Source organism: Paraburkholderia sp. Ac-20340 (assembly GCF_017104965.1).
Classification (GTDB): domain Bacteria; phylum Pseudomonadota; class Gammaproteobacteria; order Burkholderiales; family Burkholderiaceae; genus Paraburkholderia.
On the sequence record NZ_JAAGPR010000009.1, the window covers coordinates 30,477 to 56,917 of the forward strand.

At 65.3% G+C, this 26,441-nt stretch carries 21 protein-coding genes; 6 read left to right on the plus strand and 15 right to left on the minus strand.

From position 1 onward, the window contains the following. The first annotated feature begins 5 nt into the window (after nt 1–5). Together G3N59_RS14325 and G3N59_RS14330 are read left to right on the plus strand one after the other, a co-directional pair. Complete coding sequence (locus G3N59_RS14325; RefSeq protein WP_205983289.1) at nt 6–968, plus strand: ABC transporter ATP-binding protein; 963 nt, start codon at nt 6–8, stop codon at nt 966–968. Next, nucleotides 961–1,743, plus strand: coding sequence for a metal ABC transporter permease (locus G3N59_RS14330; RefSeq protein ID WP_205983290.1), 783 nt, complete (start codon nt 961–963; stop codon nt 1,741–1,743). Before G3N59_RS14325 ends, G3N59_RS14330 begins: the two co-directional genes overlap by 8 nt. 78 nt (nt 1,744–1,821) lie before the next feature. Here G3N59_RS14330 and G3N59_RS14335 read toward each other — a convergent pair whose 3' ends face one another. The 5 genes from G3N59_RS14335 to G3N59_RS14355 all read right to left on the minus strand — a co-directional run bounded on the left by G3N59_RS14335 (nt 1,822) and on the right by G3N59_RS14355 (nt 6,236). Next, the gene (locus tag G3N59_RS14335) at nt 1,822–2,805 is read right to left on the minus strand and encodes a CBASS cGAMP-activated phospholipase (protein WP_205983291.1); all 984 of its coding nucleotides are present in this window, start codon (nt 2,803–2,805) and stop codon (nt 1,822–1,824) included. A gap of 4 nt (nt 2,806–2,809) precedes the next feature. Continuing rightward, the gene (locus tag G3N59_RS14340) at nt 2,810–3,268 is read right to left on the minus strand and encodes a hypothetical protein (RefSeq protein WP_205983292.1); all 459 of its coding nucleotides are present in this window, start codon (nt 3,266–3,268) and stop codon (nt 2,810–2,812) included. Between the two features lie 85 nt (nt 3,269–3,353). Then, nucleotides 3,354–3,737: a hypothetical protein gene (locus G3N59_RS14345; RefSeq protein ID WP_205983293.1), complete on the minus strand. Its 384-nt coding sequence runs from the start codon at nt 3,735–3,737 to the stop codon at nt 3,354–3,356. A 120-nt stretch (nt 3,738–3,857) separates the two neighbouring features. Then, complete coding sequence (gene fghA, locus G3N59_RS14350; RefSeq protein ID WP_205983294.1) at nt 3,858–4,703, minus strand: S-formylglutathione hydrolase; 846 nt, start codon at nt 4,701–4,703, stop codon at nt 3,858–3,860. A 42-nt stretch (nt 4,704–4,745) separates the two neighbouring features. Then, nucleotides 4,746–6,236, minus strand: coding sequence for an FGGY family carbohydrate kinase (locus G3N59_RS14355; RefSeq protein WP_205983295.1), 1,491 nt, complete (start codon nt 6,234–6,236; stop codon nt 4,746–4,748). 619 nt (nt 6,237–6,855) lie between these two features. Here G3N59_RS14355 and G3N59_RS14360 point away from each other — a divergent pair. Next, nucleotides 6,856–8,313: a nucleobase:cation symporter-2 family protein gene (locus G3N59_RS14360; RefSeq protein ID WP_205983296.1), complete on the plus strand. Its 1,458-nt coding sequence runs from the start codon at nt 6,856–6,858 to the stop codon at nt 8,311–8,313. A 151-nt stretch (nt 8,314–8,464) separates the two neighbouring features. Here the strand turns inward: G3N59_RS14360 and G3N59_RS14365 are convergent, their stop codons facing one another. From G3N59_RS14365 to G3N59_RS14380, 4 genes are all read right to left on the minus strand, one after another. After that, nucleotides 8,465–9,286 carry an HNH endonuclease gene (locus G3N59_RS14365; protein WP_205983297.1) on the minus strand — a complete coding sequence of 274 codons (822 nt, stop codon included), beginning with the start codon at nt 9,284–9,286 and terminating at the stop codon, nt 8,465–8,467. A gap of 281 nt (nt 9,287–9,567) precedes the next feature. Then, entirely contained in the window at nt 9,568–11,100 is a 1,533-nt protein-coding gene (locus G3N59_RS14370) for an efflux transporter outer membrane subunit (RefSeq protein WP_205983298.1), read from the minus strand. 1 nt (nt 11,101) lies between these two features. Continuing rightward, entirely contained in the window at nt 11,102–14,338 is a 3,237-nt protein-coding gene (locus G3N59_RS14375; protein WP_205983299.1) for an efflux RND transporter permease subunit, read from the minus strand. A 15-nt stretch (nt 14,339–14,353) separates the two neighbouring features. Then, the gene (locus G3N59_RS14380; protein ID WP_205983300.1) at nt 14,354–15,610 is read right to left on the minus strand and encodes an efflux RND transporter periplasmic adaptor subunit; all 1,257 of its coding nucleotides are present in this window, start codon (nt 15,608–15,610) and stop codon (nt 14,354–14,356) included. 441 nt (nt 15,611–16,051) lie between these two features. Here G3N59_RS14380 and G3N59_RS14385 point away from each other — a divergent pair, with 441 nt between their 5' ends. Beyond that, nucleotides 16,052–16,732 carry a TetR family transcriptional regulator gene (locus tag G3N59_RS14385; protein WP_205983301.1) on the plus strand — a complete coding sequence of 227 codons (681 nt, stop codon included), beginning with the start codon at nt 16,052–16,054 and terminating at the stop codon, nt 16,730–16,732. A gap of 14 nt (nt 16,733–16,746) precedes the next feature. On the opposite strand, the gene G3N59_RS14390 is transcribed toward G3N59_RS14385, so the two are convergent. The 6 genes from G3N59_RS14390 to G3N59_RS14415 all read right to left on the minus strand — a co-directional run bounded on the left by G3N59_RS14390 (nt 16,747) and on the right by G3N59_RS14415 (nt 22,837). Further along, complete coding sequence (locus G3N59_RS14390) at nt 16,747–17,487, minus strand: SRPBCC domain-containing protein (RefSeq protein WP_205983302.1); 741 nt, start codon at nt 17,485–17,487, stop codon at nt 16,747–16,749. Between the two features lie 76 nt (nt 17,488–17,563). Further along, nucleotides 17,564–17,929, minus strand: a complete 366-nt coding sequence (locus G3N59_RS14395; RefSeq protein WP_205983303.1) for a DUF427 domain-containing protein — start codon at nt 17,927–17,929, stop codon at nt 17,564–17,566. A gap of 310 nt (nt 17,930–18,239) precedes the next feature. Beyond that, nucleotides 18,240–18,800 carry a carboxypeptidase regulatory-like domain-containing protein gene (locus G3N59_RS14400; protein ID WP_205983304.1) on the minus strand — a complete coding sequence of 187 codons (561 nt, stop codon included), beginning with the start codon at nt 18,798–18,800 and terminating at the stop codon, nt 18,240–18,242. Nucleotides 18,801–19,075: 275 nt separating this feature from the next. After that, nucleotides 19,076–20,584, minus strand: a complete 1,509-nt coding sequence (locus tag G3N59_RS14405) for a DegQ family serine endoprotease (RefSeq protein WP_205983305.1) — start codon at nt 20,582–20,584, stop codon at nt 19,076–19,078. Between the two features lie 261 nt (nt 20,585–20,845). Next, the gene (locus tag G3N59_RS14410; RefSeq protein ID WP_205983306.1) at nt 20,846–22,147 is read right to left on the minus strand and encodes an ATP-binding protein; all 1,302 of its coding nucleotides are present in this window, start codon (nt 22,145–22,147) and stop codon (nt 20,846–20,848) included. Between the two features lie 27 nt (nt 22,148–22,174). Beyond that, nucleotides 22,175–22,837 (minus strand): response regulator, encoded by a 663-nt coding sequence (locus tag G3N59_RS14415; protein ID WP_205983459.1) that lies wholly within the window; start codon nt 22,835–22,837, stop codon nt 22,175–22,177. A 534-nt stretch (nt 22,838–23,371) separates the two neighbouring features. Between G3N59_RS14415 and dacB the strand changes: the two genes are divergently transcribed. Both dacB and G3N59_RS14425 read left to right on the plus strand, forming a co-directional pair. Beyond that, entirely contained in the window at nt 23,372–25,102 is a 1,731-nt protein-coding gene (dacB, locus tag G3N59_RS14420) for a D-alanyl-D-alanine carboxypeptidase/D-alanyl-D-alanine-endopeptidase (RefSeq protein WP_241023445.1), read from the plus strand. A gap of 334 nt (nt 25,103–25,436) precedes the next feature. Then, nucleotides 25,437–26,405: a sterol desaturase family protein gene (locus G3N59_RS14425; RefSeq protein WP_205983308.1), complete on the plus strand. Its 969-nt coding sequence runs from the start codon at nt 25,437–25,439 to the stop codon at nt 26,403–26,405. Nucleotides 26,406–26,441 lie beyond the last annotated feature (36 nt).

The window sequence follows — 26,441 nt, forward strand, 5'->3', positions numbered from 1 at the left end:
AAGCAATGACCGAAGCCGCGCCCGCTTCACCCCACGCGTCTCATCAGGCGTCCACACCGTCCGGCCACCGCGCGCCGCAGCCGGTGCTCACGGTCGCGGGCGTGACGCTCACGCTCGGCGATCGCACGATTCTGCGCGACGCCAATTTCGCGGTGAACCAGGGCGAGTTCATCGGCGTGCTCGGGCCGAACGGCGCGGGCAAGACCACGCTGATGCGCTCGATCCTCGGCCTCGTGCCCGCCTCGCGCGGCGCGATCCGCGTGCTCGGCGAACCGGTGGCGCGCGGCAACGCGAAGATCGGCTATATGCCGCAGACGCGCACGGCGCTGGCCAGCCGCCGCATTCGCGGACGCGACTTCGTGGCGATGGCCGCCGACGGTCATCGCTGGGGCCTGCCCCGCTCCGACGCCGCCACGCGCGCCGATGTCTCGCGCGTGCTCGACCTCGTCGGCGCGACGAAGCTGGCCGACCGGCCGCTGTCCGAACTCTCCGGCGGCGAGCGCCAGCGTCTGCTGCTCGCGCAATGTCTGCTCGGCGACCCGAAGCTGCTGCTGCTCGACGAACCGCTCATCAGCCTCGATCCGCATCATCAACGCGGCGTGGTCGAACTCGTGCGCCGCGTGCAGCGCGAACTCGGCATCGCGGTGCTGTTCTCGGCGCACGAACTCAATCCGCTGCTCAACGCGCTCGATCGCGTGCTGTATCTGGGCAATGGCGTGGCGGCGCTCGGCAGCGTCGATGAAGTCATCACCGCGCCGGTGCTCTCGCGCCTCTATGGCTCGCCCATCGAGGTGATGCGCATGAAGGGCCGCATTTTCGTGATGTCCGGCGATGTCGAGGTCGAAAAGCACGACCACGAACACGAGCACGATCATGACCACGGCCATTCGCACGGTTCGCACGGCCACGATCACGGCCACTCGCACGACCATAACAACAACGCCCACGGCCATTCGCACGATGCTTGATTACGATTTCATGGTGAACGCCTTCGCGGCGTCGGGCATCGTCGCGGTGCTTGCGGGCATCGTCGGCTACTTCCTGGTGATGCGCGGGCAGACTTTCGCGGGTCACGCGCTCTCGCACGTCGGCTTCACGGGCGCCACCGGCGCCGTCCTGCTCGGTATTTCGCCGATGTGGGGCATGGTCGGCTTTACGCTCGCCGCGGGGATTTCGATGGGCGCGCTCGGCGAAAAGCTCGCGGGCCGCGATGTGGCCATCGGCGTGATTCTTTCGCTGGCGCTGGGCTTCGGCCTGCTGTTTCTGCACTTCTTCACGGCTTACGCCACCCAGGTCACGGCGCTGCTGTTCGGCAACGTGCTGGGCGTGAACCGCGATACGCTCGGCGCGCTCGCGGCGCTGGCCGTGGCGAGCCTCGTGGCGCTCGCGGCCATCATGCGTCCGCTGCTGTTCGCTTCGCTGCAACCGGAACTGGCCGAAGCCAAGGGCGTTTCGCTGCGGCTGGTTTCCGTGCTGTTTCTCGCCATCGCGGCGCTGGCCGTGGCGGCCTGCACGCAGATCGTCGGCGTGCTGCTGGTGTTCACGCTGATGGTCGGCCCCGCCGCCGCCGCGCAGAACCTCACGACGCGGCTGTCCGCCGGTCTCGTGCTCGCGGCGCTGCTGGCGCTCGCGCAGGCGTGGATCGGCGTCACGCTCGCCTTCTACACCGACTGGCCGACGAGCTTCTGGATCACCGCCCTCGCCGCGCTGGTCTACGGCGCGAGCCTGCTGCGCCGACGCTAAGCGCGTCGCGCTGAAGCACCCACGCAAACGGCGTTGCACCGCAAGGCGCAACGCCGTTTTGACGTGAGTCGCGCCGCTTCAGCCGTCGCCCATGATCAGACGCAGACGCCGCAACTCATCCGCGTTCGCGAGCAGATCCTCGAAACGCTGATCCGCCAGCCGCGTGAGCGCCGCCGTGGCGTCGGGCGTGGCGATGTCGAGGCCGCGCAGCACTTCCTGATCGGCGCCTGCATCGCTGTCCAGATGCAGATAGCGCTCCTGTAGCTCGCGCGCGCAGCTCGCCTGCGCCATGCGCGCCTGCGCCTCCATGCTCAGCGCGAGCGCGGGCTGCGCCCACGCGAGACCGCGCAGCGGCAGACGGCTCGGCACGCTGCGATGACGCACGCCCGTGGTGCCGACGCTCAACATGCGCACCGGCACGCCGCGCCGCTGCGCCTGATTCAGCGCGTGCGCATCGGGGCAATTCGCGGCGAGGCCGCCGTCCACGTGCCAGTCGTCGTCGAGCAGCAGCGCCGGAAAATGCGCGGGCGCGGCGGAAGTGGCGCGCGTGGCGTCGAGCAAGGTGCAGGTATCGGCGTCATCGCCCGCGAGACCGCGGCTGCGCAGCAGGCGCAATTCGCCGAGCGACCAGCTCACGGTCGTGAGCATCAAGGGCTTGTCGATATCGGCGAGACGCTGGTTCGCATAGCCGTCCAGACACGCGACGATCGCCCGTTCGAGCGGCTCGGCCGCATAGACCTTCTCGCTGAAAAGCTTGCGCAAGGTGCGCAGCGAGAGCTTCGGGAAAATCGTCGGGCCCCATTGGGCGAGCATCAGGTAGAGATCCCGCGCGCTCACGCCCACGGCGAGACCCGTCGCCAGAATGCCGCCCACCGACGTCCCCGCGATCAGATCGAAGCGCGAGCCGATCGGCCCACGCCCGAGCTTGTCGCTTTCCTCGATGCGCGCGAGCAGCCGCGCCGTGTACAGGCCGCGATAGCCGCCGCCCGACAGGCTCAGCACGCGCGTGCAGACGGGCGCCGGGGTGAGCCGGCCGTCGGGCACCCGGAACTGGTCGTCCAACGCCCTATTCCTCCAGCAAGGAAACGACTTCCACCTGCAGCTTGCGCAGCTCGCGGTGGTACGTTTCTTCGGGCTCGACCAGCGTGCAGCCGTTGGCGACCGCCGTGGCGATCACCATGCGCGTGTCCTGGCCAACCGGATAGCGCTTGCCGCCCTTCTCGATTTCGAGCGGCTGATGGCCGCGCCACTGCTCCCACTCGACGGCCTCGTTGACGCCGAACGGCAGCAGCACCGAACCATCGTCGACGAGCGCCGCCAGCCGCGCTTCGAGCGCCTTGCGGAACGCCGCGCGGCGCGGTTCGCTGGTCTTGTGCTGGGCAATCACCTGGCGCGCGGCCGCCACGCTGATCACGCTCAGATTGATGTCGCGCGCCTTCACGCCGCCTTCGATCCATTTGCGCGAGGCGGTGTCTTCGATACACATGTCGATGAGCGTATTGGTGCTCAACAGGAATCTCGGCATGAACGGCCCGGGTTGTTGTTGTCGCTGCAGTTGTCTTTGGAGTGGCGTGCCGGATGCCGCGCTGGACACGCACGCGAGCGTGTCTTTAGCGCGGCACGCGGTAGTGATCTTCGGCGTCGATGGACACGTCGCGCGGCAGCTTGCCCGAAGCCGGCACCGAAGGCAGCCCGGCGAACACTTCCGCCACGGTGCGGTCGCTGACCGTGTTGGACATGAGCGCGACGGCCTGATCGAGACCGAGGATGATGAACGGCTCCTGGCCCTGGTTGACGATCTCGACCGAGCCCGACTTCACGCGCTTGAGCACGCTCGAATAATTCGTCTTGAACGCCGAGATGGGCGTGCCGGCGGTGTCCACACTGGTCGCGCCCACGCGCGCGGCAATCGCCTTCACGGCCGCCTGGAAATCGACCTTGCGTCGCTCGGCGGTTTCCTTGCTGGCTTTCGGATCGAGAAGAGATGCGGGCATGGCCGTGGACTCCAGAAAAAGATCAATCTGACCAGATAATAGTACCAACCTGACCAGATTTCAAAGTTTCGCACGGGGTCGGATTCCATCAGACTCCGTGCCCGCAACGCCCGCTCCGGCTTACTTCAGCAGCACGCGCGCGTGATGCGCAATGTGATCTTCGATAAAGCTCTGAATGAAGAAATAGCCGTGATCGTAGCCCTCATGGCGACGCAGCATGAGCGGCTGGCCCGCGGCCGCGCAGGCGGCTTCGAACACGTCCGGGTTCAACTGGTTGGCGAGAAATTGATCGGCGAGACCCTGATCGACGAGGATGCCTTCCTCGAACTTGCGCGCCGCGTGCGCCACGAGTTCGCTGGCGTCGTACTGCTTCCACGCTTCGCGGTCGTCGCCCAGATAGCCCGAGAACGCCTTCTCGCCCCACGGGCAGCGCGTGGGCGCGGCGATCGGCGCAAACGCCGACACCGAGCGATAAATCTGCGGATTGCGCAGCGCGAGCGTCAGCGCGCCATGGCCGCCCATCGAATGGCCGAAGATGCCCAGACGGTCGCCGTCGACCGGCAGCGTCGAGGTGACCGCTTCGCGCAGTTCGTCGCGCACGTAGCTGCCCATGCGCCAGTGCGTCGACCACGGTTCGCGCGTGGCGTCGAGATAAAAGCCCGCGCCCACGCCAAAGTCCCAGGCATCCGCTTCGCCCGGCACATTGGCGCCGCGCGGGCTGGTGTCCGGCGAAATCAGCGCGATGCCGTGCTGCGCGGCGAAGCGCTGCGCGCCCGCCTTGATCGGGAAAGTTTCTTCCGTGCAGGTCAGGCCCGCGAGATAGAACAGACCGGGCACTTTCTGCGTGCGCGCCTGCTGCGGCAGGAAGACGGAAAAGCGCATCGGCAGGCCGATGGTTTCCGAGTCGTGCTTGTAGATGCGCTGCACGCCGTCGTAGCAGGCGTGTTCTTCAATCAGGATCAGCATGGTTTCTCCGTGGATACCGTGTTCAGTGATGTTCGGCGGCGCTCATGCGGCAAACCAGCTCCGCACGCGGCCATAGAGATCGATGAAGCGCGCGTAGCGCTGGGCGAGTTGTCGTGCGAGCGCATCGTCATGACGCGGCTGCGCGACGCGCGTGGCGGTCGGCGCAAGCGCGGCGAGTTCGTCGATGCGCCAATGCCCGTACGCCACGCCGCCAAGCAGCGCCGCGCCGCGCGTGGCCGCGTTCGGACAGTCGATGGCATCGAGTTGCGCGCCGAGCGTATCGGCCAGCAGTTGCCGCCAGCGCGCATCGACGGAACCGCCGCCCGCGAGCTTGAGCGTGGCGATGGACGCGGGGCCATCGGCGTTCGCTTCGCGCAAGGCGTCGAGCCCCGCGCGCAAGGCGAAGGCCACGCCTTCGAAGGCGGCGCGCATCAGCACGCCGCGCGTATCGCCGAGTCCCGCGCCCATCCAGCCGCCGCGCGCAGCGGGATCGAGCCACGGCGAGCGCTCGCCGCTCAGATAAGGCAGGAACGCCAGCGTCGACGATGCCGATACGGCGAACGCCTCGTCGTACGCCTGCGCCCAATCGTAGGCGAGCCAGCCGCGCGCCGCTTCGAGCGCGACGCCCACGTTCTGCATCGCCGCCATCGCGTACCAGCCGCCGCTCGCCGACCGGTAGCGATGCAGACCGCGCCGCGCGGGCGGCATCGTGCGCGAGGTGACGAGAATCTGGCCGCCGGTGCCGGTGGTGAGCAGCGCGTCGCCGTGCTCGGCCAGACCGCTGCCAAGCGCCGCGCAGGGCGTGTCGCCCGCGCCGGTCGCGAGCACGACGCCTGGCGGCAAGCCGAGCGCGTCGGCGGCATCGGCGGCCAGCGTGCCGCTTGCCGCGCCCGAGGCGGCCAGCGGCGCAAACCAGCGCGCGGGCAAACCCAGCCGCTCGATCAGGGCGACATCCCACGCGCCGTCGGGCGCGGCGAGCGCGGTCGCGCAGGCGTCCGAGGGATCGGCGACGAAAGCCGATTGCGCCGCACCCGCAAGGCGCACGCGCAGCCAGTCCTTCGGTTGCAGCGCCCAGCGCGCGGCATCGGCGATTGCGCGCTCGTTTTGCACAACCCAGCGCAGCAACGGGCCGGCCATGCCGGGCGCGACCGGGTTCGACGCGACGCCATCGGTATCGGCTTCGGAATCGCTGAGCCACGCGTCGAGCAAGCCATGCGCGCGCGTATCCGGCCAGAGCATCGCGGGACGCAACGCGCGCCCGGCTGCATCGGTGAGCACCACGCCGTGCATCTGCCCGGAGAAGCCGATCGCACGCACGGCCGCGCGCTCGTTCGCTGGCAGGCGCGCGCACGCCTCGATCAGCGCGCGCCACCAGCGCTCGACGTCGATTTCCGCCCAACCGGGCTCAGGGGTATCGAGCGTATAAGCGACGCTCGCGACGGCGCGCTCGACGCCCGCCTCATCGACGAGTGCCACTTTGAGCGAACCGGTGCCAAGATCGATGCCGAGAAAGCGCGTGAGCGTTGCGTTCATGCGAGGCGAAAAAGTGAGGATTAAGAGCACGCGCGCGGCGCGTCGAAGGCGGGATCGCGGCGGCCAGAACAGCCATGATAGCGATACCATTTGTCAGTCGCGAGCCAGGTCGCCATCGATCTGCCCAGGCGAATTCGAGCGCGCATGAATCGAGGCGGATTCGACCCAGTTCGCACGCGTTCGCCGCCTGTTCGCGGGTTAACCCGTGCGCCTGTCTCGCGATGCAAAATGCCTCACATGCGGCGGACGAAATATAGATCATAACCACGCCCGCATGCGCGACATGCCCCGCCATCCACTTGAATCGCGGCGACATGGCGAGAAACGTCACGCCGATGTCATCGCAATGCCTCGCCCGCGCCAGCACCAAACGTCATTCCAGCGCCTGAAAAGCGGCCTGAACGCCGCCACACCGGCACTCGCGCGTATCGGCACGATGCGCCGCAGCATCGCCGCGCGCCCGCATCGACGCACGATCTCCCCCCAATAAACGGCGTCGCGGCGCCCGCGTGCATATCGCCCCCGGAAAGCACGGAATAGTCCCCAGCGGTCTTGTTGCATATTTTCGTCCCGCATACCTTGGAGGCCATATTCCCAAACGAAGACGGAGAGAGACGACATGCATCCCCAGGGTATCGAAAGGGAGCAGGCCCAGTCCCGACAGAGCAGCGCAAACCAGGTTCATCCTTGCGACGAACGCCTGCCGTTCGCCCAGCTCCTCACGCTCGGCATCCAGCACGTGCTCGTGATGTATGCGGGCGCGGTCGCCGTGCCGCTCATCATCGGCGGCGCCATTGGTCTGCCCAAGGATCAGGTGGCCTTCCTCATCAGCGCCGACCTGTTCGCCTGCGGCATCGCCACGCTGATCCAGACGCTCGGCCTGTGGATCTTCGGCATCCGCCTGCCGGTCATCATGGGCTGCACGTTCGCCTCGGTCGGCCCGATGATCGCCATCGGCACCAATCCGCAACTCGGCATTCTCGACATCTTCGGCTCGACCATCGCGGCCGGAGCGATCGGCATCGTCATTTCGCCGATGATCGGCAAGCTGCTGCGCTTCTTCCCGCCCGTCGTGGTGGGCACGGTGATCGCCGTGATCGGCCTCTCGCTGATGGAAGTGGGCATCAACTGGGCCGCGGGCGGCGTGGGTAATCCGCATTACGGCGACCCGGTCTATCTCGGCCTCTCGCTGCTGGTGCTGATGCTGATCCTGCTGATCAACAAGTTCGGCCGCGGTTTCGTTGCGAATATTTCCGTGCTGCTGGGCATCGTCGCGGGTTTCGCGATTGCGCTGGCGCTGGGCCGCGTGAGCCTCGACGGCGTCACGCACGCGCCGTGGGTCGGCTTCGTCATGCCGTTCCACTTCGGTCTGCCGAAGTTCCACGTGCTGCCGATCGCCACCATGGTGATCGTGATGTTCGTGACCTTCATCGAATCGACCGGCATGTTCCTCGCCGTGGGCGATATGGTCGAGCGTCCGGTCGATCAGCAGACGCTCGTGCGCGGTCTGCGCGTGGACGGTCTGGGCACGATGATCGGCGGTATCTTCAACTCGTTCCCGCATACCTCGTTCTCGCAGAACGTCGGCCTGATCGGCGTGACGGGCGTGAAAAGCCGCTATGTCTGCGCGATGGGCGGCGTGATCCTGGTGGTGCTCGGCCTGTTCCCGAAGATGGCGCAGATGGTGGCCTCGGTGCCGCCCTTCGTGCTCGGCGGCGCGGGTCTCGTGATGTTCGGCATGGTGGCCGCGAACGGCATCAAGGTGCTCTCGAAGGTCGACTTCGTGAAGAACCAGCACAACCTGTTCATCGTCGCCGTGAGCGTGGGTTTCGGCCTCGTGCCGGTGGTCTCGCCGCACTTCTTCGCGCAACTGCCGCCGGCGCTGTCGCCGATCCTGCATAGCGGCATCCTGCTGGCTTCGGTGTCGGCGGTGATCCTCAACATCATCTTCAACGGCGTGAAGAGCGAACGCGCCGCCGAGCGCGACATCCGCCGCGCCGGTCACGATCTCGACGGCAGCCACGCGCCTGGCGCGCCGGAAGCCGGCCACGAAATGCAGCGCACCGCTGCGCACTGAACGACGTACCGAGTCGACGCGAGAGGTGCCCCACCGCACATAGGGTGCGAGCTGGGGCCTTTTGCTGGTTTGGCGTCACGGGAAACCGTGACGCCTTTTTTATCGGGCCGCGTGGCTAAGGACTCGCAGCATATTACGTTCAATGCCCGAGTTAGCTAATGCTAAATCCGTGCGCCGCCCAATGATGCGCTAAAGCCTCAGGAGAAGGCGGTATTTTCCCGATACGCATGAAATGACCAACCGCAGGCTCCAGCAAATCGCGTAGCCACGTTCCATTGCATTTTTCTGGATGAGTCACTATCCGCCCGTTGCAATCAAACGTGAATGCTCCGATTTCGAACGCCCGATCATGGAGCACGCAAAGGCAGACACCATTATTCGTTTCGCCCCGAAGATGAGAAGTATCTGCCCAACGCGCAATGTGCGACCCAATCAGAAATCTCACGTTATCTGCTCCGCAACCAGGGAAGCAGCATCGAAAACCATAGTTTTGCTTTACGTTTCTAGCGAAATTTTGTTGTCCGATGCGAGCCGCCACGCTCCTCAGCACAGTGCCCGTATTGGTCGAATCTGCAATCACTGTCGAGCGATCCACGCCAACTTCTATTTCGATGCCAAAAAGCAAATGTAAAAGGCTATCACTGACATATGAAAGGTATGCACCATTCAAACATTGCAGCCTTCCAGCCTGTTCAACATAGAAAATCCTTTCTTTCGCCGCGCCTGCGTTGCGGTTACTACGAAAATAAGCTCTCAGTTCACTGTTACGAGCCGCGAAAGTCTCCGTAAGTGACAGTGGGGACGAGAGCAATTCAAACTCACTCAACTCAACCCTGTAAAGCTTCTCGGGACCATTGGGCCCATTGTCCAAGAACGAACAGCTCGACGCGACAGTTGAAAAACCGGCGAACGCAGCGTTGCCAGAATGGCCGCATAAATGAAAGACCAAATCCCCCGGCTGGACGTCGCGCATGGTCTCCCAAAAGGCCCACGTGCGGCCCAGCTGATTTCTCTGAGGCGACCACAAGCACTGACCTACAGCCCATCCATCAGGACGCTGGTCCGGATTGCGGGACATTTCGATCCAAGCCATTTATCTGTTATGGAAACATAGAGGTTTCTTATGGTATCCGAGCGGCCATCACGAAGCATCGCAGGATTTCTGATTTTTCGTCGCGCGCAAATAAAAAAACGCCACGGTCACCCGTGGCGTTTTGACTTTGAGGCCTGGCTAAAGCGCAGCGAACAGCGCGCTCAGCCCGCCGATGCTGCCGGCGCCGACGCAGCCGCCGGTGCGCTGGCCGCGCCGTAATCGACCGGCTCGTCGGCCGGACGCGGCGTCTCGCCCGCGTGCTCGATCCAGCCGCCGCCGAGTGCGCGATACAGATCGACGAGGTTGGTCAGGCGCGCAAGGCGTGCCGTGATCAGCGACGTCTGCGACGTGTACAGCGTCGTCTGCGCGGTCAGGACCGGCAGATAGCTGTCCACGCCGTTCTTGTAGCGCAGCTCCGACAGATCCAGGCTGCGCTGGCTCGCGAAGGTGCTGCGCTCGAGCGCCCCGATCTGCTGATCGTAGGTGCCGCGCGCCGCGAGGCCATCGGCCACTTCACGGAACGCCGACTGAATGGCCTTCTCGTAGTTGGCGATTTCGATGCGCTTCTGCACGTTCGCAAGCTGCAGGTTCGCGATGTTCGAACCGCCTTCGAAGATCGGCAGCGTGACCTGCGGCACGAAACTCCATGCCGCCGTGCCCGCCTTGAACAGCCCGCCGAGCGACAGGCTTTCGGTGCCGAACGCCGCCGTCAGCGAGATCTTCGGGAAGAAGGCCGCACGCGCCGCGCCGATGTTGGCGTTGGCGGCGAGCAGCGTTTCTTCGGCTTCCATGATGTCCGGGCGCCGCGTGAGCAGATCGGACGGCAGGCCCGCCGGGATATCGGCGAGCAGGTTCTGGCCGTCGAGCGGCAGACCCTGCGGCAGATCCGCCGGCAGCGGCTCGCCGATCAGCAGCACGAGTGCGTTTTCGGCCTGCGCGCGGGCGCGCATCTGCGCCTGCAGGTTGGCCTGGGCGTTCTCGACCACGGTCTGCGCCTGACGCAGATCGAGTTCGGTGCCCGTGCCGGTGTCGAACTGCGCCTTCGTGATGTTGTACGAGTCCTGCGCCGTCTTGAGCGTCTCCTGCGTGACCTTCACGAGGTCGTCGTCGGAGAGCATCGTCAGGTACTGGTCCGCGACCTGCGAGACGAGCGAGATTTCCGCCGCCTTGCGTGCCTGGGCCGTCGACAGGTACTGCGCCAACGCCTGGTCCTTCAGGCTGCGCACGCGCCCCCAGAAGTCGATTTCCCAGGACGCCTGCAGGCCCACGTTGTAGACGCTGTACGGATTGTTCGCCGCGGTCTGCAGACTCTTCGGCACCCGCGTGCGCGTATCCGTGCCCACGCCATTGATGGCGGGGAACAGATCGGCGCGCGTGATCTGATACTGCGCGCGCGCCGCCTCGACGTTGAGCACCGAGACGCGCAGGTCGCGGTTGTTCTTCAGCGCGATCGTGACCAGTTGCTGCAGACGCTGATCGACGAAGAAGTCGCGCCAGCCGATTTCGGTGGCGTTCGCGCCGTTGGCGCTGTGGCCAGCCTGACCGTTGCCGTCCGTCGCGCCCGGCTGCGTCGCGTAGACGCCGCCTTGCGGGAAGGTCTGCGAAACCGGTGCTTCCGGCCGGTGGTACCACGGCGCCATCGTGCAGCCCGCCAGGAGCGCTGCCGCCCCTGCAATTACGGATAGTTTATGCATCTCAATGTCCTTCCTTGCCCGGGCCGTCAGCGCCGTTGCCGCCTGCGCCACCGTTGCCGCCGTTGTTATCGGCGTCATGGTCGTGCGCGTGGTGCTCTTCGTAATGCCTGAGCGCCGCATCCGGGTCTTCCTTCTCGCCGGCGAACTTCGCGCGGATCACCACGAAGAACATCGGGATCATGAAGATCGCGAGGAACGTCGCGGTCAGCATCCCGCCGATCACGCCGGTACCGATCGCGTGCTGCGAAGCCGAACCCGCGCCGTTACTGATCGCGAGCGGCAGCACGCCCAGAATGAACGCGAGCGAGGTCATCAGAATCGGTCGCAGACGCAGTCGGGCGGCTTCGAGCGCCGCTTCGACCGGGCCCATGGTGCCTTCCGCCTGCAGGTCGCGGGCGAATTCCACGATCAGAATCGCGTTCTTCGCCGACAGACCCACGGTGGTCAGCAGACCGACCTGGAAGAACACGTCGTTTTCCAGACCGCGCAGCGTCACCGCCAGCAGCGCGCCGAGCACGCCGAGCGGCACCACCATGATGACCGCGAACGGAATCGACCAGCTTTCGTACAGTGCCGCGAGACACAGGAACACGACGAGGATCGAGATGCCGTACAGGATAGGCGCCTGCGAACCCGACTGACGTTCCTGGAACGACAGACCGGTCCACTCGTAGCCGATACCCGCCGGCAGCTTCGCCGCGATCTGCTCCATAGCCGTCATTGCCTGACCCGTGGACTTGCCCGCACCGGCCTGACCCTGGATTTCCACCGCCGAGATACCGTTGTAGCGCTCGAGCTTGGGCGAACCGTAGGTCCACTGGCCGCTCGCGAACGAGCTGAACGGCACCATCCCGCCCGCGCTGTTGCGCACGTACCAGGTGTTCAGGTCGTTCGGCGTCATGCGGAACGGCGCGTCGGACATCACGTACACCTTCTTGATCCGCCCATCGACGTCCAGGAAGTTGTTGACGTACGACGAAGCCCAGCCGATCGAGAACGTCTGGTCGACCGATGCCGCCGTCACACCGAGCGCTTCAGCCTTCTGGCGGTCGATGTTGATCTTGTACTGCGGCGTGTCGTTCAGGCCGTTCGGACGCACGAGCGCCAGCGACGGGTCCTTCGCGGCCATACCGAGCAGCATGTTGCGCGCTTCGATCAGCTTTTCGTGGCCCACGCCACCGCGATCCTGGAGTTCGAAGTCGAAGCCCGAAGCGGTGCCGAGTTCAGGAATCGACGGCGGATTCACCGGAATCACCATCGCGTCCTTGTAGCCCGCGTAGTGCTGGAACACGCGTCCCACCAGCGCCTGGACCTTCTGGTCCGCGTGCTGACGTTCCTTGTAGTCGCGCATCCGCACGAACACGAGACCCGAGTTCTGGCCGCGGCCCGCGAAGCTGAAGCCGTTCACCGTGAACGTCGACTCGACGATCGATTTTTCGTCGTTGAGCAGATAGTTCTGGATGTTGGCCAGCGTGCGCGCCGTGGTTTCCTGGGTCGAGCCGGAAGGCGTCTGCACGATCACGAACATCGTGCCCTGGTCTTCATCGGGCAGGAACGACTTGGGCAGGCGCACGAACAGGAAGCCCACCGCGACGATCACGGCCAGATAGATGATGAGCCAGCGGCCCGAACGCTTGATGACGTGGTGCACGCCGCTGTGATACTTGTCGCGGCTCTTGTCGAACGTGCGGTTGAACCAGCCGAAGAAGCCCTTCTTCTCTTCGTGATGGCCTTGCGGGATCGGCTTGAGGATGGTCGCGCACAGCGCCGGCGTGAGAATCAGCGCGACGAGCACGGACAGCACCATCGCCGCCACGATCGTCAGCGAGAACTGACGATAGATGGCGCCGACCGAACCGCCCGAGAACGCCACCGGCACGAACACCGCCGACAGCACCAGCGCCACGCCTACCAGTGCGCCGGTGATCTGGCCCATTGCCTTACGTGTGGCTTCCTTGGGCCCTAAGCCCTCCTCCACCATCACCCGTTCGACGTTTTCCACCACCACGATCGCATCGTCCACCAGCAGACCGATTGCGAGCACGAGGCCGAACATCGACAGCGTGTTGATCGAGAAGCCCACCGCCGCCATGATCGCGAACGTACCCAGCAGCACCACCGGCACCGCGATCGTCGGGATCAGCGTGGCGCGCAGGTTCTGCAGGAACAGGTACATCACGAGGAACACCAGCACGATGCCTTCCAGCAGCGTCTTGATCACTTCCTCGATCGACAGGCGCACGAACGGCGTGGTGTCGTACGGGTACTTCACGACCAGACCGTGCGGGAAGTACTTCGAGAGGTCGTCGATCTTCTGGCGCACCAGCTTCGCGGTCTGCAGCGCGTTCGCGCCCGTGGCGAGCTGAATACCCAGACCGGCGGTCGGCGCACCGTTGTACTTCGTGTCGAAGTTGTAGTTTTCGCCGCCCAGACCGATACGCGCCACGTCCTTCAGACGCACCTGCGAGCCGTCCTGATTCACCTTCAGCAGGATGTTGCCGAACTCTTCAGGCGTGTGCAGCAGCGTCGATTCGGTGATGGTCGCCTGGAACGACTGACCCGCCACCGACGGCGTGCCGCCCAGCTGACCGCCCGCGATCTGCACGTTCTGCGCGGTGATCGCGGCCGTCACGTCGCTTGGCGTGAGGCTGAAATTGTTCAGCTTGTTCGGATCGAGCCAGACGCGCATCGCGTACTGCGAGCCGAACAGCGTGACCGTACCCACACCGTCGATACGGCTGACCGGATCTTCGATGTTCGACGCCACGTAGTTCGCGAGGTCGTACTTGGTCATGCTGCCGTCTTCGGAGACGAACGCCATCACCAGCAGGAAGCTGCTGCTCGACTTCGTCACCTTGATGCCGAGCTGCTGCACCACCTGCGGAAGAATCGGCGTGGCGAGCTGCAGCTTGTTCTGCACCTGCACCTGCGCGATGTCCGGGTTGGTACCCGCCGCGAACGTCAGCGTGATGGTAGCCGTGCCCGAGTCATCGGACGTGGACGACAGATACAGCAAGTGGTCGAGACCGCTCATCTGCTGCTCGATCACCTGGGTGACCGTGTCTTCCACCGTCTTGGCCGACGCGCCCGGGTAGGTCGCGCTGATCTGGATCGACGGCGGCGCGATGGTCGGATACTGCGCGACCGGCAGCGTGAACACCGACGCCACACCCGCCAGCATCAGAATGATGGCGATCACCCACGCGAAAATCGGGCGATCGATAAAGAACTTTGCCATGAAGCAGGCTCCCTGTTATTGCGCGGCGGAGGCAGCGGGTGCGGAAGCAGCCGACGCGCCGGATGCGGCGCCTGCGCTTGCGTAGCCCGATGCCGTCGCCTGGTCTGCCGAAGGCGCGCCCGGTGCGGGCGGCGGCGGCAGCTTGGCGTCCACGACCTTGACCTGAGCGCCCGGCTTGACCTTTTCGGTGCCCTGCACGATCACGCGATCGCCCGGATTCAGACCGCTATCGACCACCCAGTCCTGGCCGATCGAAGCCGACGTGACGACCGGATGCAGCTCGACCTTGTTGCTGGCGTTGACGACCATCACCGTCGCCTGGCCCTTCTGGTCGTGCTGGACGCCGATTTGCGGCACGAGGATCGCGTGGTCGTTGTTGCCTTCGTCGATGCGCGCGCGCACGAACATGCCCGGCAGCAGCACGTGGTCCGGGTTCGGGAACAGGGCGCGGATCGTCACCGAGCCGGTGGTCTGGTCGACGGTCACGTCAGTGAACTGGAGCTTGCCCTGCTGCGAGTACGTGCGGCCGTCTTCGAGTACGAGCGAGACCTTGGCCGCGTCCGGGCCATTGGTCTTCAGGCGCCCGTCTTCGATCTCGCGGCGCAGCTTCAGGCCGTCGAGGCTCGATTGCGTCAGGTCGACGTACATCGGGTCCATCTGCTGCACGGTCGACAGCAGCGTGGCTGCGCTCGCCTGCACGTAAGCGCCCGGCGTGACCTGCGAAATGCCCACCTTGCCGGTGATCGGCGAGAGCACATCGGTGTAGCCCAGGTTGATCTGGGCGGTATCGACGGCGGCCTTGCCGGCATCGACATCGGCCTGTGCCTGGCCTTGCGCGGACACGGCGTTGTCGTAGTCCTGCTTGCTCACCGCATTGGCCGAGACGAGCACCTTGTAGCGCGCGACGAGGGCGTTCTGCGTAACGAGATTGGCCTTGGCCTTCGCGAGCGTGGCCTTGGCGTTATTGAGCGTGGCGATGTACGGCGCCGGATCGATCTTGTACAGGCGCTGACCGGCCTTCACGACCGAGCCTTCGGTGAACTCGCGGCGCAGCACGATGCCGTCGACCCGCGCGCGAACCTGCGCGACGAGGAAGGCGTTGGTACGGCCGGGGAGTTCGGAGACGACCGGCACAGTGGTGGACTGGACGGTAACGACGCCCACTTCGGGCGTTTGCGGCGGCGGCGCCGACTGCTTTTGCCCGCAGGCTGCGAGCACAACGGCAGCCGTCGCGAAGCTGATTAGGCGGAATGGAACCCGTTCGACGCGCATGGAGCGACCTCTGTCTATATCTGACAATTAAAAGCGTGCAGCGTCCTCGCGAGCGGGAGCAAGCAGGAGGACGACGACACACGCCAGCATCTGGCAATACCTGACGGATAACCCGGTACTTCAGGAAAGGCGCGATACCGGTCTGCAACATCCATCCGGGCTTCATTCGCGCGCCACCACAGGGGCGTCGCGCATTGGGGTTTCTACGACCGCTTGGCCAGTGACGGATATTAACCGGACATCTCTACTCAAGGTATCCAGGTGGTGGGGTGGTATTATAGATACATTCGCGAATGAATGTTTAAGAACACTTCAGCCCCATGAAGCGTCGTTCGGGCAGATTCCGCGCATGACATCCATATTACAAATCAATACTTTGCCCGCCTGACCCTGTAATGCCTGGCCACTCCACTCACCCCGCCGCGAGGCGCTGACCCAAACATGGTCCGACGTACGAAAGAGGAAGCGCTGGAGACGCGCAACCGCATTCTCGACGCCGCCGAACACGTCTTCTTCGAGAAAGGCGTCTCGCGCAGTTCGCTCGCCGATATCGCCAATGCGGCGGGCGTGACGCGCGGCGCGATCTACTGGCATTTCGAAAACAAGGGCGACCTGTTCACGGCGATGTTCGATCGCGTGATCCTGCCGCTCGACGAACTCAAGGCGGCTTCGGTCGATCCGGGCGAGCCCGATCCGCTCGGCCGCATCAAGGATCTGTGCGTGCTGTGCCTGCGCGACACCGCCACCGACGCCCGCCGCCGGCGCGTGTTCGAGATCCTGTTCCTGAAGTGCGAGTTCGTCGAAGAGATGGGACCGGTGATGGCGCGTCATCAGGACAATATGCGCGAAGGGCTGATGCGTATCGAGGAAGGCCTGCGCAACGCGATGTCGAAGGGCCAGTTGCCCACCGATCTGGACGCCGCTCGCGCGGCGCGCGTGCTGCATTCGTTCATCACGGGCACGCTGCACGACATGGCGATCCTGCCGGATATGTTCGACGTGGCGAAGAACGCCCAGCGTCACGTCGAGGCGATGCTCGACGCGCTGACCAGCAGCCCGGCGCTGCGTACCGGCACCGACCTGGCCACTGACTCGGCCACCGATCCGGCCACTGACGACTGAGCCGCCCGCGCGGTTCAACTCGCCGTGAAGTGGCGCGCCACGTAGAACAGGATCGCCACGAAGAAGATCATCGCGGCCCAGGCCCAGCCGGGCATCGCGTGCGGCGTGGGTTCGTGGCGCAGCGTGCTGGCCGCGCGCCCCGACAAGGTCCCGTCCGCATGCTGCGGCAGCAGATGCGCGCGGCGCGCCACGGCGGCGAGATTGATCGGCCGCAGAAACACATGCTGACGCCGCGGTTCTTTCCCGCGCACGCGATTGGGCGCCTGGCCATGCTTGGCCGCCACCACGGCGCAGAACTCGGTGAAAAACTCGTCGGCGAGTTCGTGCAACGCGTTTTCGATCTGGCGCGGCGGCAACTCGCCCAGCGGCCCGGTCAGCGTGGCCCACACCGAATAATCGATACGCGTGCTCACGCCGCGCTCCACCGCCGCCGTCGCCGCCCGCTCCTCTTCCCGTAACGCCACATCGATCTGCCCGCGCAGCGAGCCGATGCCATCCGCACGCGCGCGAAAGCTCAGCACGCGGCGCGGCTTGAGCGGCACTTCGGCGACATCGCTGGCGATGTGAGCGCGCACTTCGTAACGCGCACGCAGCGGCCCGAGCGGCACGGTCAGCGTGATCGCGTACTCGCCGGGGCCGAGCCGGCGGAACGACTCGCAATGCTCCAGGCTCGCGCGCACGAGCGCGGCGTCCTGCAGCGCTTGCCAGACGGCGGACGGCTCGAGCGGAATCCTCAACGCGTCGTTCAGTTCCATGGCGGCTCCCCGATGATGGTGCGAGAAGGTCGGATCGTTGTCGAAAGGTGGATGGGGCGGCCCGCAAACGCGCGGCTCAGGAGGTCTGGTCGATGCGATCGACGCGTTCGGCGTCGAAGGCCAGATAACCGCCGATACCGCTCACCGTCTCGTGCGGCGCCTCGTAGCTCCACGCGGCGTCTTCGATACGGCCGTCTTCGGTACGCAGATGGAAATACGCCGCGCTGCCCTTGTGCGGACATGGCGTGATGCGTTCGGAGCGTTCGAGCCGCGCCATGTTCACGTCGGCGCGCGGGAAATAGAAGACGTCGGGAAGGCCTGTTTCGCTGACCGTGAGGGCCGCGAGCGTGTCGGCGATCGTGATGCCGCCATGGATCACGCGCACGCGATGGCGGTTCACGACGATATCGATGCGATGGCCGGCGTCCGGTTCGACCGCCATGATCTGCTCCCTGATCGAGGTGCGCCGCAACAGGCTGGCGCAACGCCGCTGGTTGGCCGGCTTGCCGGCACGGTGCCGGTCATGGCCGATTTATCCTGCTCCCTGACGCTCGCGTAGCCGGACATTGTCTTCCCTGCGCATGACGACCAAATAAAACATCGACATAGCACGCGCCAGAAAAAAGCCACGGCGAACCCGTGGCTTCATTATCGGCCAAACTTCGCCGGCTTGCGCAACATGATGCGGGCAGGCGACAGCCATGTGCGCTAGCGCACAGACGGCCCTCGCCCGCCGTGACGCCCAGTGACGATTACCAGACGAACGAGGCGCGCGCGCTACCGTTCGAACCCACCGTCACGGCGCTGGTTTTGTCGACGCCCGCGTGGCTCACGTGCACCGTGTAGCGGCCCGGACGCACGCGCACGAGCATGTACGGTCCGCGCGAAGTCGCGTCGAGCACGCTGGCGCCGTGGGCGTCGGTGATCTGCACGTGGACATCGGCGAGGAACTCGGCCTTGCGGCCGGTGAAGCGCAGCGCGAGCGGCCACGAGTGTTGCGCGGCTTGCAGCGCCTTCGATTCGTCCTGGCCGACGCCGCCGGAGACGAACGAGACATCGCCCTGTTGCTGCACTTGCGGCATGCCTTCGCCGTTGACGTTGCCCGCGCTGGTGTTGTCGCTGCTCGAACCGCCGACGGTCGCATTGCCCATCGTGCCGTTCATGTTGTCGGTGCCGGCATTGCCGCCGGGAGGCATGGCCTGCTGCGCCTGCGCGACGCCGATACTGCCCGCGAAGCCGATTGCACCGATGCCCAGGGTGGCCGCCAGTGCAGCGGCCGAAAGGACGGGACGCGTATTACGAAACATCTTCATCGTGGCTGCTCCTCAACAGGTTTGCGGCTCGACTCGAGCGCAAGGCGTGTGCCCGCCCCGCCGCACTCACACCCGCACTCATATCGATAGCGACGATATCGGCAATTCGCGCCGATCGCTCCTGCAGCGCACAAAACGGCGCACAGAACGGCGCACAAAACCGCGCGCCCAAAAGAAAACTGCCGCCGGACACGAAGCCCCGGCGGCAGTGAAAAGCGACCCGACAATCCCGGTAGTACAACGCAGCGGGCCGCCAGAGCGAACCGTTGCGGACGTTAGCCGAGATCGACCGGCACGAAGATCTGCGCGTCGTCGCGCTGGATCAGCAAAGCGATGCTGTTGCCGGCCTGCGCGATCATCTGCTTGAGCTGGTCGGCGCTGCTCACCGGGCGGCCGTTCACGGCGAGAATCACATCGCCCTGCTGGATGCCCGCGCTTTCCGCCGCGCCGCCCGCCTGCTCGACGAGCAGACCGTGATCGAGCGAGCTGTTGCTCTTCTCTTCCGGTGTGAGCGGACGCACCGCGACACCCAGGCGACCCTGCATCTGCGACTGCGGCGTGTCGTTCGACGCGACCTTGCTGTCGGAGAGCGAGCCGATCGTCGCCGTCAGATCCTTGGTGCCCTTGTCGCGCCAGATCTGGATATCGGCCTTGGTGCCCGGCTTCATGCCCGCGATCAGCGACGGCAGATCGGACGAATCGCCCACCTGCTCGCCGTTCACCGACACGATCACGTCGCCCGGCTTCAGACCCGCCTTGGCGGCCGGGCCGCTGGCGTCCACCGAACTCACCAGCGCGCCGTGCGGCTTGTCCATGCCGAACGAGTTCGCCAGCGTCTGGTTCATCGATTGCACCGCAACGCCCAGGCGTCCGCGGCTCACATGGCCGGTCTTGACGAGATCGTCCTTGACCTTCATGGCTTCGGTGATCGGGATCGCGAACGACAGGCCCTGGAAGCCGCCCGTCTGCGAGTAGATCATCGAGTTGATGCCGATCACTTCGCCTTGCAGATTGAAGAGCGGGCCGCCCGAATTGCCCGGGTTCACCGGCACATCGGTCTGGATGAACGGCGTGTAGTTTTCATCGGGCAGCGAGCGCGATTTCGCGCTGATGATGCCCGAGGTCACGGTGTTGTCGAAGCCATACGGCGAGCCGATCGCCACCACCCACTGGCCGACCTTGCTCTGGCGCGGATCGCCGATCTTCACGGTCGGCAGATCCTTCGCGTCGATCTTGAGCACGGCGACGTCCGACTGCTTGTCCGCGCCCACCACCTTGGCCTTGAATTCGCGCTTGTCGGTGAGCTTGACCGTCACGACGTTCGCGCCATCGACGACGTGCGCGTTGGTCAGAATGTAGCCGTCCGGGCTGATGATGAAACCGGAGCCCAGGCTCGCGCTCGGCGTATCCGGCTGTGCACCGCCGCCGTCGCCACCCATGCCGGGCATGCCGCCATAGAAGTGCTTGAAGAACTGATAGAACGGGTCGCTCGGATCGATCGGCAATTGCTGCGCACCGCCGCCACCGCCGCCGCCGCGCAGGGCGGTCTGCTTCACCACATGCTTCGCACTGATGTTGACGACCGCCGGGCCGTAGGTTTCCACGAGGCCCGAGAAGTCAGGAATGCCGGTCTTGGCCGCGGCTTCGGCAGGCATCATCGCGGCCTGCGCGGGCGTGATGACCTGGGGCGGCGGCACATCGCGGCGCCCGGCCACGTAGCCCGCCGACAACGCGACGGCTACAGCGATGGCCACGGCACTGCGGGTAATGACTTTGGTATTCATAGTGGACTCCTTGCGCGGGATGCTGTCACGACGTAACGAAGGTTAAGCCGCGTCACTTAAAGGAGTCTTAATTCAGGAACTATTCCGCGAAGGCGCCGCAAGCGCCCGCGTGGCGGGCGTTTGGGTGAATGGGGAGCGATGAAAAGATCGATGCGCGCGCATCGATCTCGACCTACAGATTGAAAGCAATCCGGAATTTTTACGGTGAGCTTTCAGATGCCGCGATTAAACGCTTCTATTCACCTCTATTAAACGCCGCGGTCAAAACCGCACGTCGATCTGCAAACCGCCCGCAGGAGAATCGTCGAGCCCGATCGTCGCGTCGTGCTGATCGGCGATACGGCGCACGATCGCGAGCCCGAGTCCCGTGCCGGCCACATCCGTGCGCGCGCGATTCGCGCCCGACCCCACACGATAGAAACGGTCGAACACGCGCGCGCGCTCTTCCACGGGAATGCCCGGCCCGCTATCCGCGATACGCACGAGCGGATGGCCGTCCTGCACCAGCAGGCTCACATCCACGCGGCCACCCGCAGGCGTGTACTTGGTCGCGTTATCGAGCAGATTGTTGAACATCACGCGCAAGGCGTGCGCGTCGCCGTGCACCTGCGCGGCCACGCTTTCCTCGATGCCGAGATCGACGCCACGTTGCTGCGCGAGCGGCGCATAGTTGAGCACGCAATCATCGAGCAGCGCATGCAGATCGACGCTTTGCGCGCGGGCGTGACCATCGGGTTCGGAGCGCGCGAGCGCGAGCAGTTGTTCGGCCAGACGCGTCGCGCGCGTCACGCCCGCCTGCAGATCGCCGAGCGCTTCGCGGCGCGTTTCGTCATCCTTTGCGCGCGCAACCAGTTGCGCCTGAATCTGCACGGCCGCCAGCGGCGTGCGCAGTTCGTGCGCGGCATCGGCGACAAAGGCTTTTTGCGTATCGAGCGCCTGCGCGAGGCGTTCGAGCAGCGCGTTCAACGCATGCACGAGCGGCATCACTTCGCGCGGCAAACGCTCTTCGGGCAGCGGATCGAGTGCTTCGGGATGACGCGTGTCGAGCGCGCGCGCCACCCGCGAAAGCGGCTTGAGACCGCGCCCCACCACCATCCACACGGCCAGGCCGAGAAACGGCAGCAGCACGATCAGCGGCCAGAGCGTGCGCAGCGCGACGTTCGCCGCCAGCCGGTTACGCACCGACACCGGCTGCGCCAGCTGCACGACGTTATCGCCGACGATCGCGCCATACACGCGCCAGTCGCCGCGATCGGTCTTCTCGGTCGAAAAGCCCAGTTCCGCACGCGGCGCGAGCGGCGCACGCGGGTGCGAGTAGTACATCAGCACGCCGTTGCGATTCCAGATCTGCAGCACGATGCCCTCGGCGCCGGTATCGCGCGAACTGAGGATCTCGTTGAACGGCTCGGAGGGCAGCGCCTCGGCGATTTCGCGTAGCTGGTAATCGAACAGCTCGTTGGCCTCCGCAAGCGCCTGGCGATAGATCAGCCAGCCCGCGAGACTCACGCCCGCGACCACGATCGCGAGCAGCCAGAACAGCAGTTGTCGTCGTATTGAACTCATCCAGAACTCATCCGCAGGCGCAGGTCCTCAGGCGTCCTTCGCAATCATGTAACCGAGGCCGCGCACGTTGCGGATCAGATCGGCGCCGAGCTTTTTGCGCAGCGCGTGGATATAGACCTCGACGGTATTGCTGCCGATCTCCTCGCCCCAGCCGTACATTTTTTCTTCGAGCTGGGTTTTGGAGAGCACCGCGCCCGGACGCGCGAGCAGCGCTTCGAGCAGCGCGAATTCGCGTGCCGACAGCGCGACCGGCGCGCCGTCCTGGGTGACCTGGTGCGAAGCGGGATCGAGCGTGATCGAACCATGGCGGATGGTCGAATCGCTGCGGCCCGACTGGCGGCGGATCAGCGCGCGCATGCGGGCGCCGAGTTCGTCGAGATCGAAAGGCTTGATGAGGTAATCGTCGGCGCCCGCGTCGAGACCCTTCACGCGGTCGGCGACGGCGTCGCGCGCGGTGAGGATCAGCACCGGCAGCGCGTTGCCGCGCGCGCGCAGCGTACGCAGCACGTCGAGGCCGTCGCGTTTGGGCAGCCCGAGATCGAGCAGCATCAGATCGTAGCTTTCGCCGCTCGCGGCCGACAGCGCGGCTTCGCCGTCCTCGACCCAATCGACCGCAAAGCCTTCGCCGCGCAGCGCCTTGCGCACGCCCTCGGCGATCATGCGGTCATCTTCGACTAGCAGTATGCGCATCGTAGTGAAATGGCAGGCGGCGCCCAGCGCCGCACTTCGTTGATGACGATGCTGCATTCTAGCGCCTTGCCGCGGTCGTTCCTTTCATTGCGCAGACCGCGCGCGCACGCGAAGCTTGCAGCGACCCTGCGCCTGCGTAACCTTCGCTCACTTTTTCCCGTCGTTTCTTCGATTTATCGCCAACGACGCACGCAGGCCGCGCGAGGTCTTTACAATGGGCGCTTTTGCGGCGCGCGGCGTCGCGAAGCCGATTGCGCCCTTTCATGCTGCTGCGTCGTGCGGCGGCTGCGCAGGCCTCGCGGCAGCAGCGCGACTGCGCTTTTTTTATCGCGATGTGCGCGCGATTTTTATCGCGTACTTTTATCGCGTTTTTTGCTTGATTCCGCGTCCGCGCGCGACGTCGCGAAGCCCCCGCCCGGGTCTCGCGCCGCGCCCGGCCCCTGCACTGCCCGCCCAATTCCAACGCATTTCATGCTGCCCGTTTCGCTGTCCCGACTACGTACTTTCATCCGTCCGCTGCGCACGATCCGCACGATGAGCGCTCCGCGCCAGCTCGCGCTGGCCCTCGCCTGTGCCGCGCTCGCCTCGGCGTTCGCCGGCGTCCCCGTCGCCCAGGCGCAGCAGCCCGACAACGCGCCGCGCATTCCGGCCGTCAACGTCAGCACCACGCTGCCGCCGAGCGTCATGGCCGGCCTCGAACGCGCGCACGTGCCGCTTTCGTCGGTGAGCGTGGTGATCGAGAAAGTCGGCGACCGCCAGCCGAGCGTCGCCGTCAACGCGGGCCAGCCGATGATGCCCGCCTCGACGATGAAGCTCGTCACCACCTGGAGCGGCCTCGCGATGCTGGGCGCCGATTACCGCTGGAAAACCAGCGCCTACACCGACGGTGAAATCGACGCGAGCGGCACGCTGCACGGCAATCTCTATATCAAGGGCACGGGCGATCCGAAACTCGTGCCCGAAGAACTGATCGATCTCGTGCAGAAGATCCGTCAGGCCGGCGTGACGCGCATCGAAGGCGCGCTCGTGCTCGACAAGAGCGAGTTCGATCCGTCCACGCGCGATCTGCCCTCGTTCGACGGCGACAACAGCGCGCCCTACAACGTCGGCCCCGATCCGCTGATGTACGCGTTCAAGGCGCTGTCGTTCACGTTCTCGCCGTCGCGCGAAGGCGTGTCGGTCGACATCGTGCCGCCGGTCGCGCAATGGCAGATCGACAACCAGATCCACACGCGCGGCGGCGCCTGCGGCGGCATGCTGCCGAGCCCGCAGGTCACGCCGGGCGCGAACGGTGTCGTCACGGCCAGCTTCGCGGGCAACTACGCGATGCGCTGCGGCGAGCGCACGCTCAACATGGCCGCGCCCGTCGATCATTCGACGTTCTTCGCCGATGGTTTCCTCGCGCTCTGGCAACAGGCCGGCGGCACCTTTGCAGGCACCACGCACGAAGGCGTCGTGCCGCCGCGCGCGCGCCTGCTGGGCGTGCACCAAAGCCCGCCGCTCGGCGATGTCGTGCACGACATCAACAAGTTCAGCAACAACGTGATGGCGCGCAATCTGTTCCTCACGCTGGGCGCCGTCGAGGGCAAGCCGCCTGCGACCACGCAGAAAGCCGCCACGGCCGTCACCACCTTCCTGCATCGCAATGGCCTTGCCATGCCCGAACTCGTGCTCGACAACGGCTGCGGTCTGTCGCGCGAGGAGCACATCAGCGCGCTGTCGCTCGCGAATCTGCTGCAGACGGCCAATGCGAGCCCGGTCGCGCAGGTGTTCATCGATTCGCTGCCGATCGTCGGCGTGGACGGCACCATGCGTAACCGCCTGACCAACGCGGGCGTGGGCGGCAACGCGCACATCAAGACCGGCACGTTGCGCGATGTGCGTGCGATCGCGGGCTATGTGGCCGCCGAGAACGGTTCGAGCTGGATCGTCGTGAGCCTGATCAACGATCCGCGTGCGGAGTCCGCGCGCGCCGCGCACGATTCGCTGCTCGAATGGGTCTACAAGGGCATGCCTGAAGAAGCGCCGGTTTATGTCGATCCGCATCCGAAGCGTTCGACCCGGGCGTCGCGTGCGGGACACGCTTCGAAGCCCGTGGGACACGGTGCGCATGTCGAGCGCGTCGAATACACGGCGCCGGTGAAATCGGCTACGAAGTCGACGAAATCGGCCGCGAGATCGACCGCGAAGTCGGCAGAAAAGTCGACCGACAAGCCCGCCGCCAAATCGGCCACGGCCAAAAAGAAGAAACACGCTGCGCATTAAAGGCGAGCGGGCTATCGCACGATAGCCCGCCTGTCGTTCCATCCTCTCGCCGCCCGCCGGCTTGAGACGCCTTTAAAAGTCCTTTAAAGGCGCTCAAAAGCCACGCAAAATCGCCCTGATCAATCGGCCAGCGGCGTCTCCCTTCGAAGTTTTCCTCTAGCAAAGCCCCGAGCGTCGCACGCGCGGGGCGTGTACCCTGACGGGCAAAGTCCGACAACGCGACAGACACATAACAGTACGCGCGCCGGCGTCCGCATCAGACGGACAACACACAAGAGACAACACCGCCGCGCTGGCCGACCAGCGCCGCCCACGGGACAGGAGGACGACGTTCGTGCAGTTCGACGCTGAATGGCTGCTGCTCGCCCTCGCGCCCGTGTTTCTCGCCTGCATCGGCTGGGAAGCCTGGCATCTCGCCCGCACGCGGCCCGGCGCCGCGCTCTACAACTGGCCCGATACGCTCTGCAACGCCACGCTCGCGCTCATGCATCAGGGCACCGACAAGCTCGCGTGGCTCGTCGCGATTCCGGTTTATGCGTGGGTCTATCGGCACTGGCGCCTCGTCGACTGGCAGCCGGGGCTGCTTGCGTGGTTCGCGCTTTTCATCGCGCAGGACCTGCTCTATTACGTGTTTCATCGCGCGAGCCATCGCGTGCGCTGGCTCTGGGCCGCGCACGTCGTCCATCATTCGTCGGGACGTCTCAATCTTTCCACCGCGTTTCGCCAGAGCCTGATGTATCCGGTCGCGGGCATGTGGATGTTCTGGATTCCGCTCGCCGTACTCGGTTTTCCGCCGATGCAGATCGTCGGCATCGTGCTGGTCAATCTGGGGTTCCAGTTCTTCGTGCATACCCAGGCAATCGGCAAACTGGGCTGGCTCGAATACGTCTTCAACACGCCGTCGATGCATCGTGTGCATCACGCGCGCAACGACTGTTATATCGATCGCAATTACGCCGGTGTGCTGGCGATCTGGGACCGGCTGTTCGGCAGCTATGTCGAGGAAGTCGCGCACGAGCCGCCCGTCTACGGCATCGTCAAGCCGCTCGACAGCGACAACCCGCTCAAGGCCAGTTTTCACGAATGGATCGCGATGGCGCGCGACTGCGCACGCATGCCCGATACGCGCACGCGGCTTGCTGCGCTGTTCGCGCCGCCCGACTGGTGCGCGCGCCGCGATGCGATGCAGGCCGAAAGCGCGGTGGCGGCCCATCAGAACGGATCACCCGATCGGCATCGGGTCATGAATTCGACCAACGAACTCAACGAACTCAGCGGTGACGGAAAACAACACCGAGGGTGACCTCGGGTCGCGTAAGACCTGAGAGATTGCGTAGGC

Coding starts and splice junctions, on each gene's coding strand:
- G3N59_RS14400 (WP_205983304.1), bottom strand. CDS start 18,800: ATGAAGATGTTTCGTAATACGCGTCCCGTCCTTTCGGCCGCTGCACTG.
- dacB (WP_241023445.1), top strand. CDS start 23,372: ATGAGCGCTCCGCGCCAGCTCGCGCTGGCCCTCGCCTGTGCCGCGCTC.
- G3N59_RS14365 (WP_205983297.1), bottom strand. CDS start 9,286: ATGCGCGACGTCCAGCCGGGGGATTTGGTCTTTCATTTATGCGGCCAT.
- G3N59_RS14355 (WP_205983295.1), bottom strand. CDS start 6,236: ATGAACGCAACGCTCACGCGCTTTCTCGGCATCGATCTTGGCACCGGT.
- fghA (WP_205983294.1), bottom strand. CDS start 4,703: ATGCTGATCCTGATTGAAGAACACGCCTGCTACGACGGCGTGCAGCGC.
- G3N59_RS14395 (WP_205983303.1), bottom strand. CDS start 17,929: ATGGCGGTCGAACCGGACGCCGGCCATCGCATCGATATCGTCGTGAAC.
- G3N59_RS14410 (WP_205983306.1), bottom strand. CDS start 22,147: ATGAGTTCAATACGACGACAACTGCTGTTCTGGCTGCTCGCGATCGTG.
- G3N59_RS14405 (WP_205983305.1), bottom strand. CDS start 20,584: ATGAATACCAAAGTCATTACCCGCAGTGCCGTGGCCATCGCTGTAGCC.
- G3N59_RS14370 (WP_205983298.1), bottom strand. CDS start 11,100: ATGCATAAACTATCCGTAATTGCAGGGGCGGCAGCGCTCCTGGCGGGC.
- G3N59_RS14385 (WP_205983301.1), top strand. CDS start 16,052: ATGGTCCGACGTACGAAAGAGGAAGCGCTGGAGACGCGCAACCGCATT.
- G3N59_RS14325 (WP_205983289.1), top strand. CDS start 6: ATGACCGAAGCCGCGCCCGCTTCACCCCACGCGTCTCATCAGGCGTCC.
- G3N59_RS14330 (WP_205983290.1), top strand. CDS start 961: ATGCTTGATTACGATTTCATGGTGAACGCCTTCGCGGCGTCGGGCATC.
- G3N59_RS14380 (WP_205983300.1), bottom strand. CDS start 15,610: ATGCGCGTCGAACGGGTTCCATTCCGCCTAATCAGCTTCGCGACGGCT.
- G3N59_RS14375 (WP_205983299.1), bottom strand. CDS start 14,338: ATGGCAAAGTTCTTTATCGATCGCCCGATTTTCGCGTGGGTGATCGCC.
- G3N59_RS14360 (WP_205983296.1), top strand. CDS start 6,856: ATGCATCCCCAGGGTATCGAAAGGGAGCAGGCCCAGTCCCGACAGAGC.
- G3N59_RS14390 (WP_205983302.1), bottom strand. CDS start 17,487: ATGGAACTGAACGACGCGTTGAGGATTCCGCTCGAGCCGTCCGCCGTC.
- G3N59_RS14345 (WP_205983293.1), bottom strand. CDS start 3,737: ATGCCCGCATCTCTTCTCGATCCGAAAGCCAGCAAGGAAACCGCCGAG.
- G3N59_RS14415 (WP_205983459.1), bottom strand. CDS start 22,837: ATGCGCATACTGCTAGTCGAAGATGACCGCATGATCGCCGAGGGCGTG.
- G3N59_RS14340 (WP_205983292.1), bottom strand. CDS start 3,268: ATGCCGAGATTCCTGTTGAGCACCAATACGCTCATCGACATGTGTATC.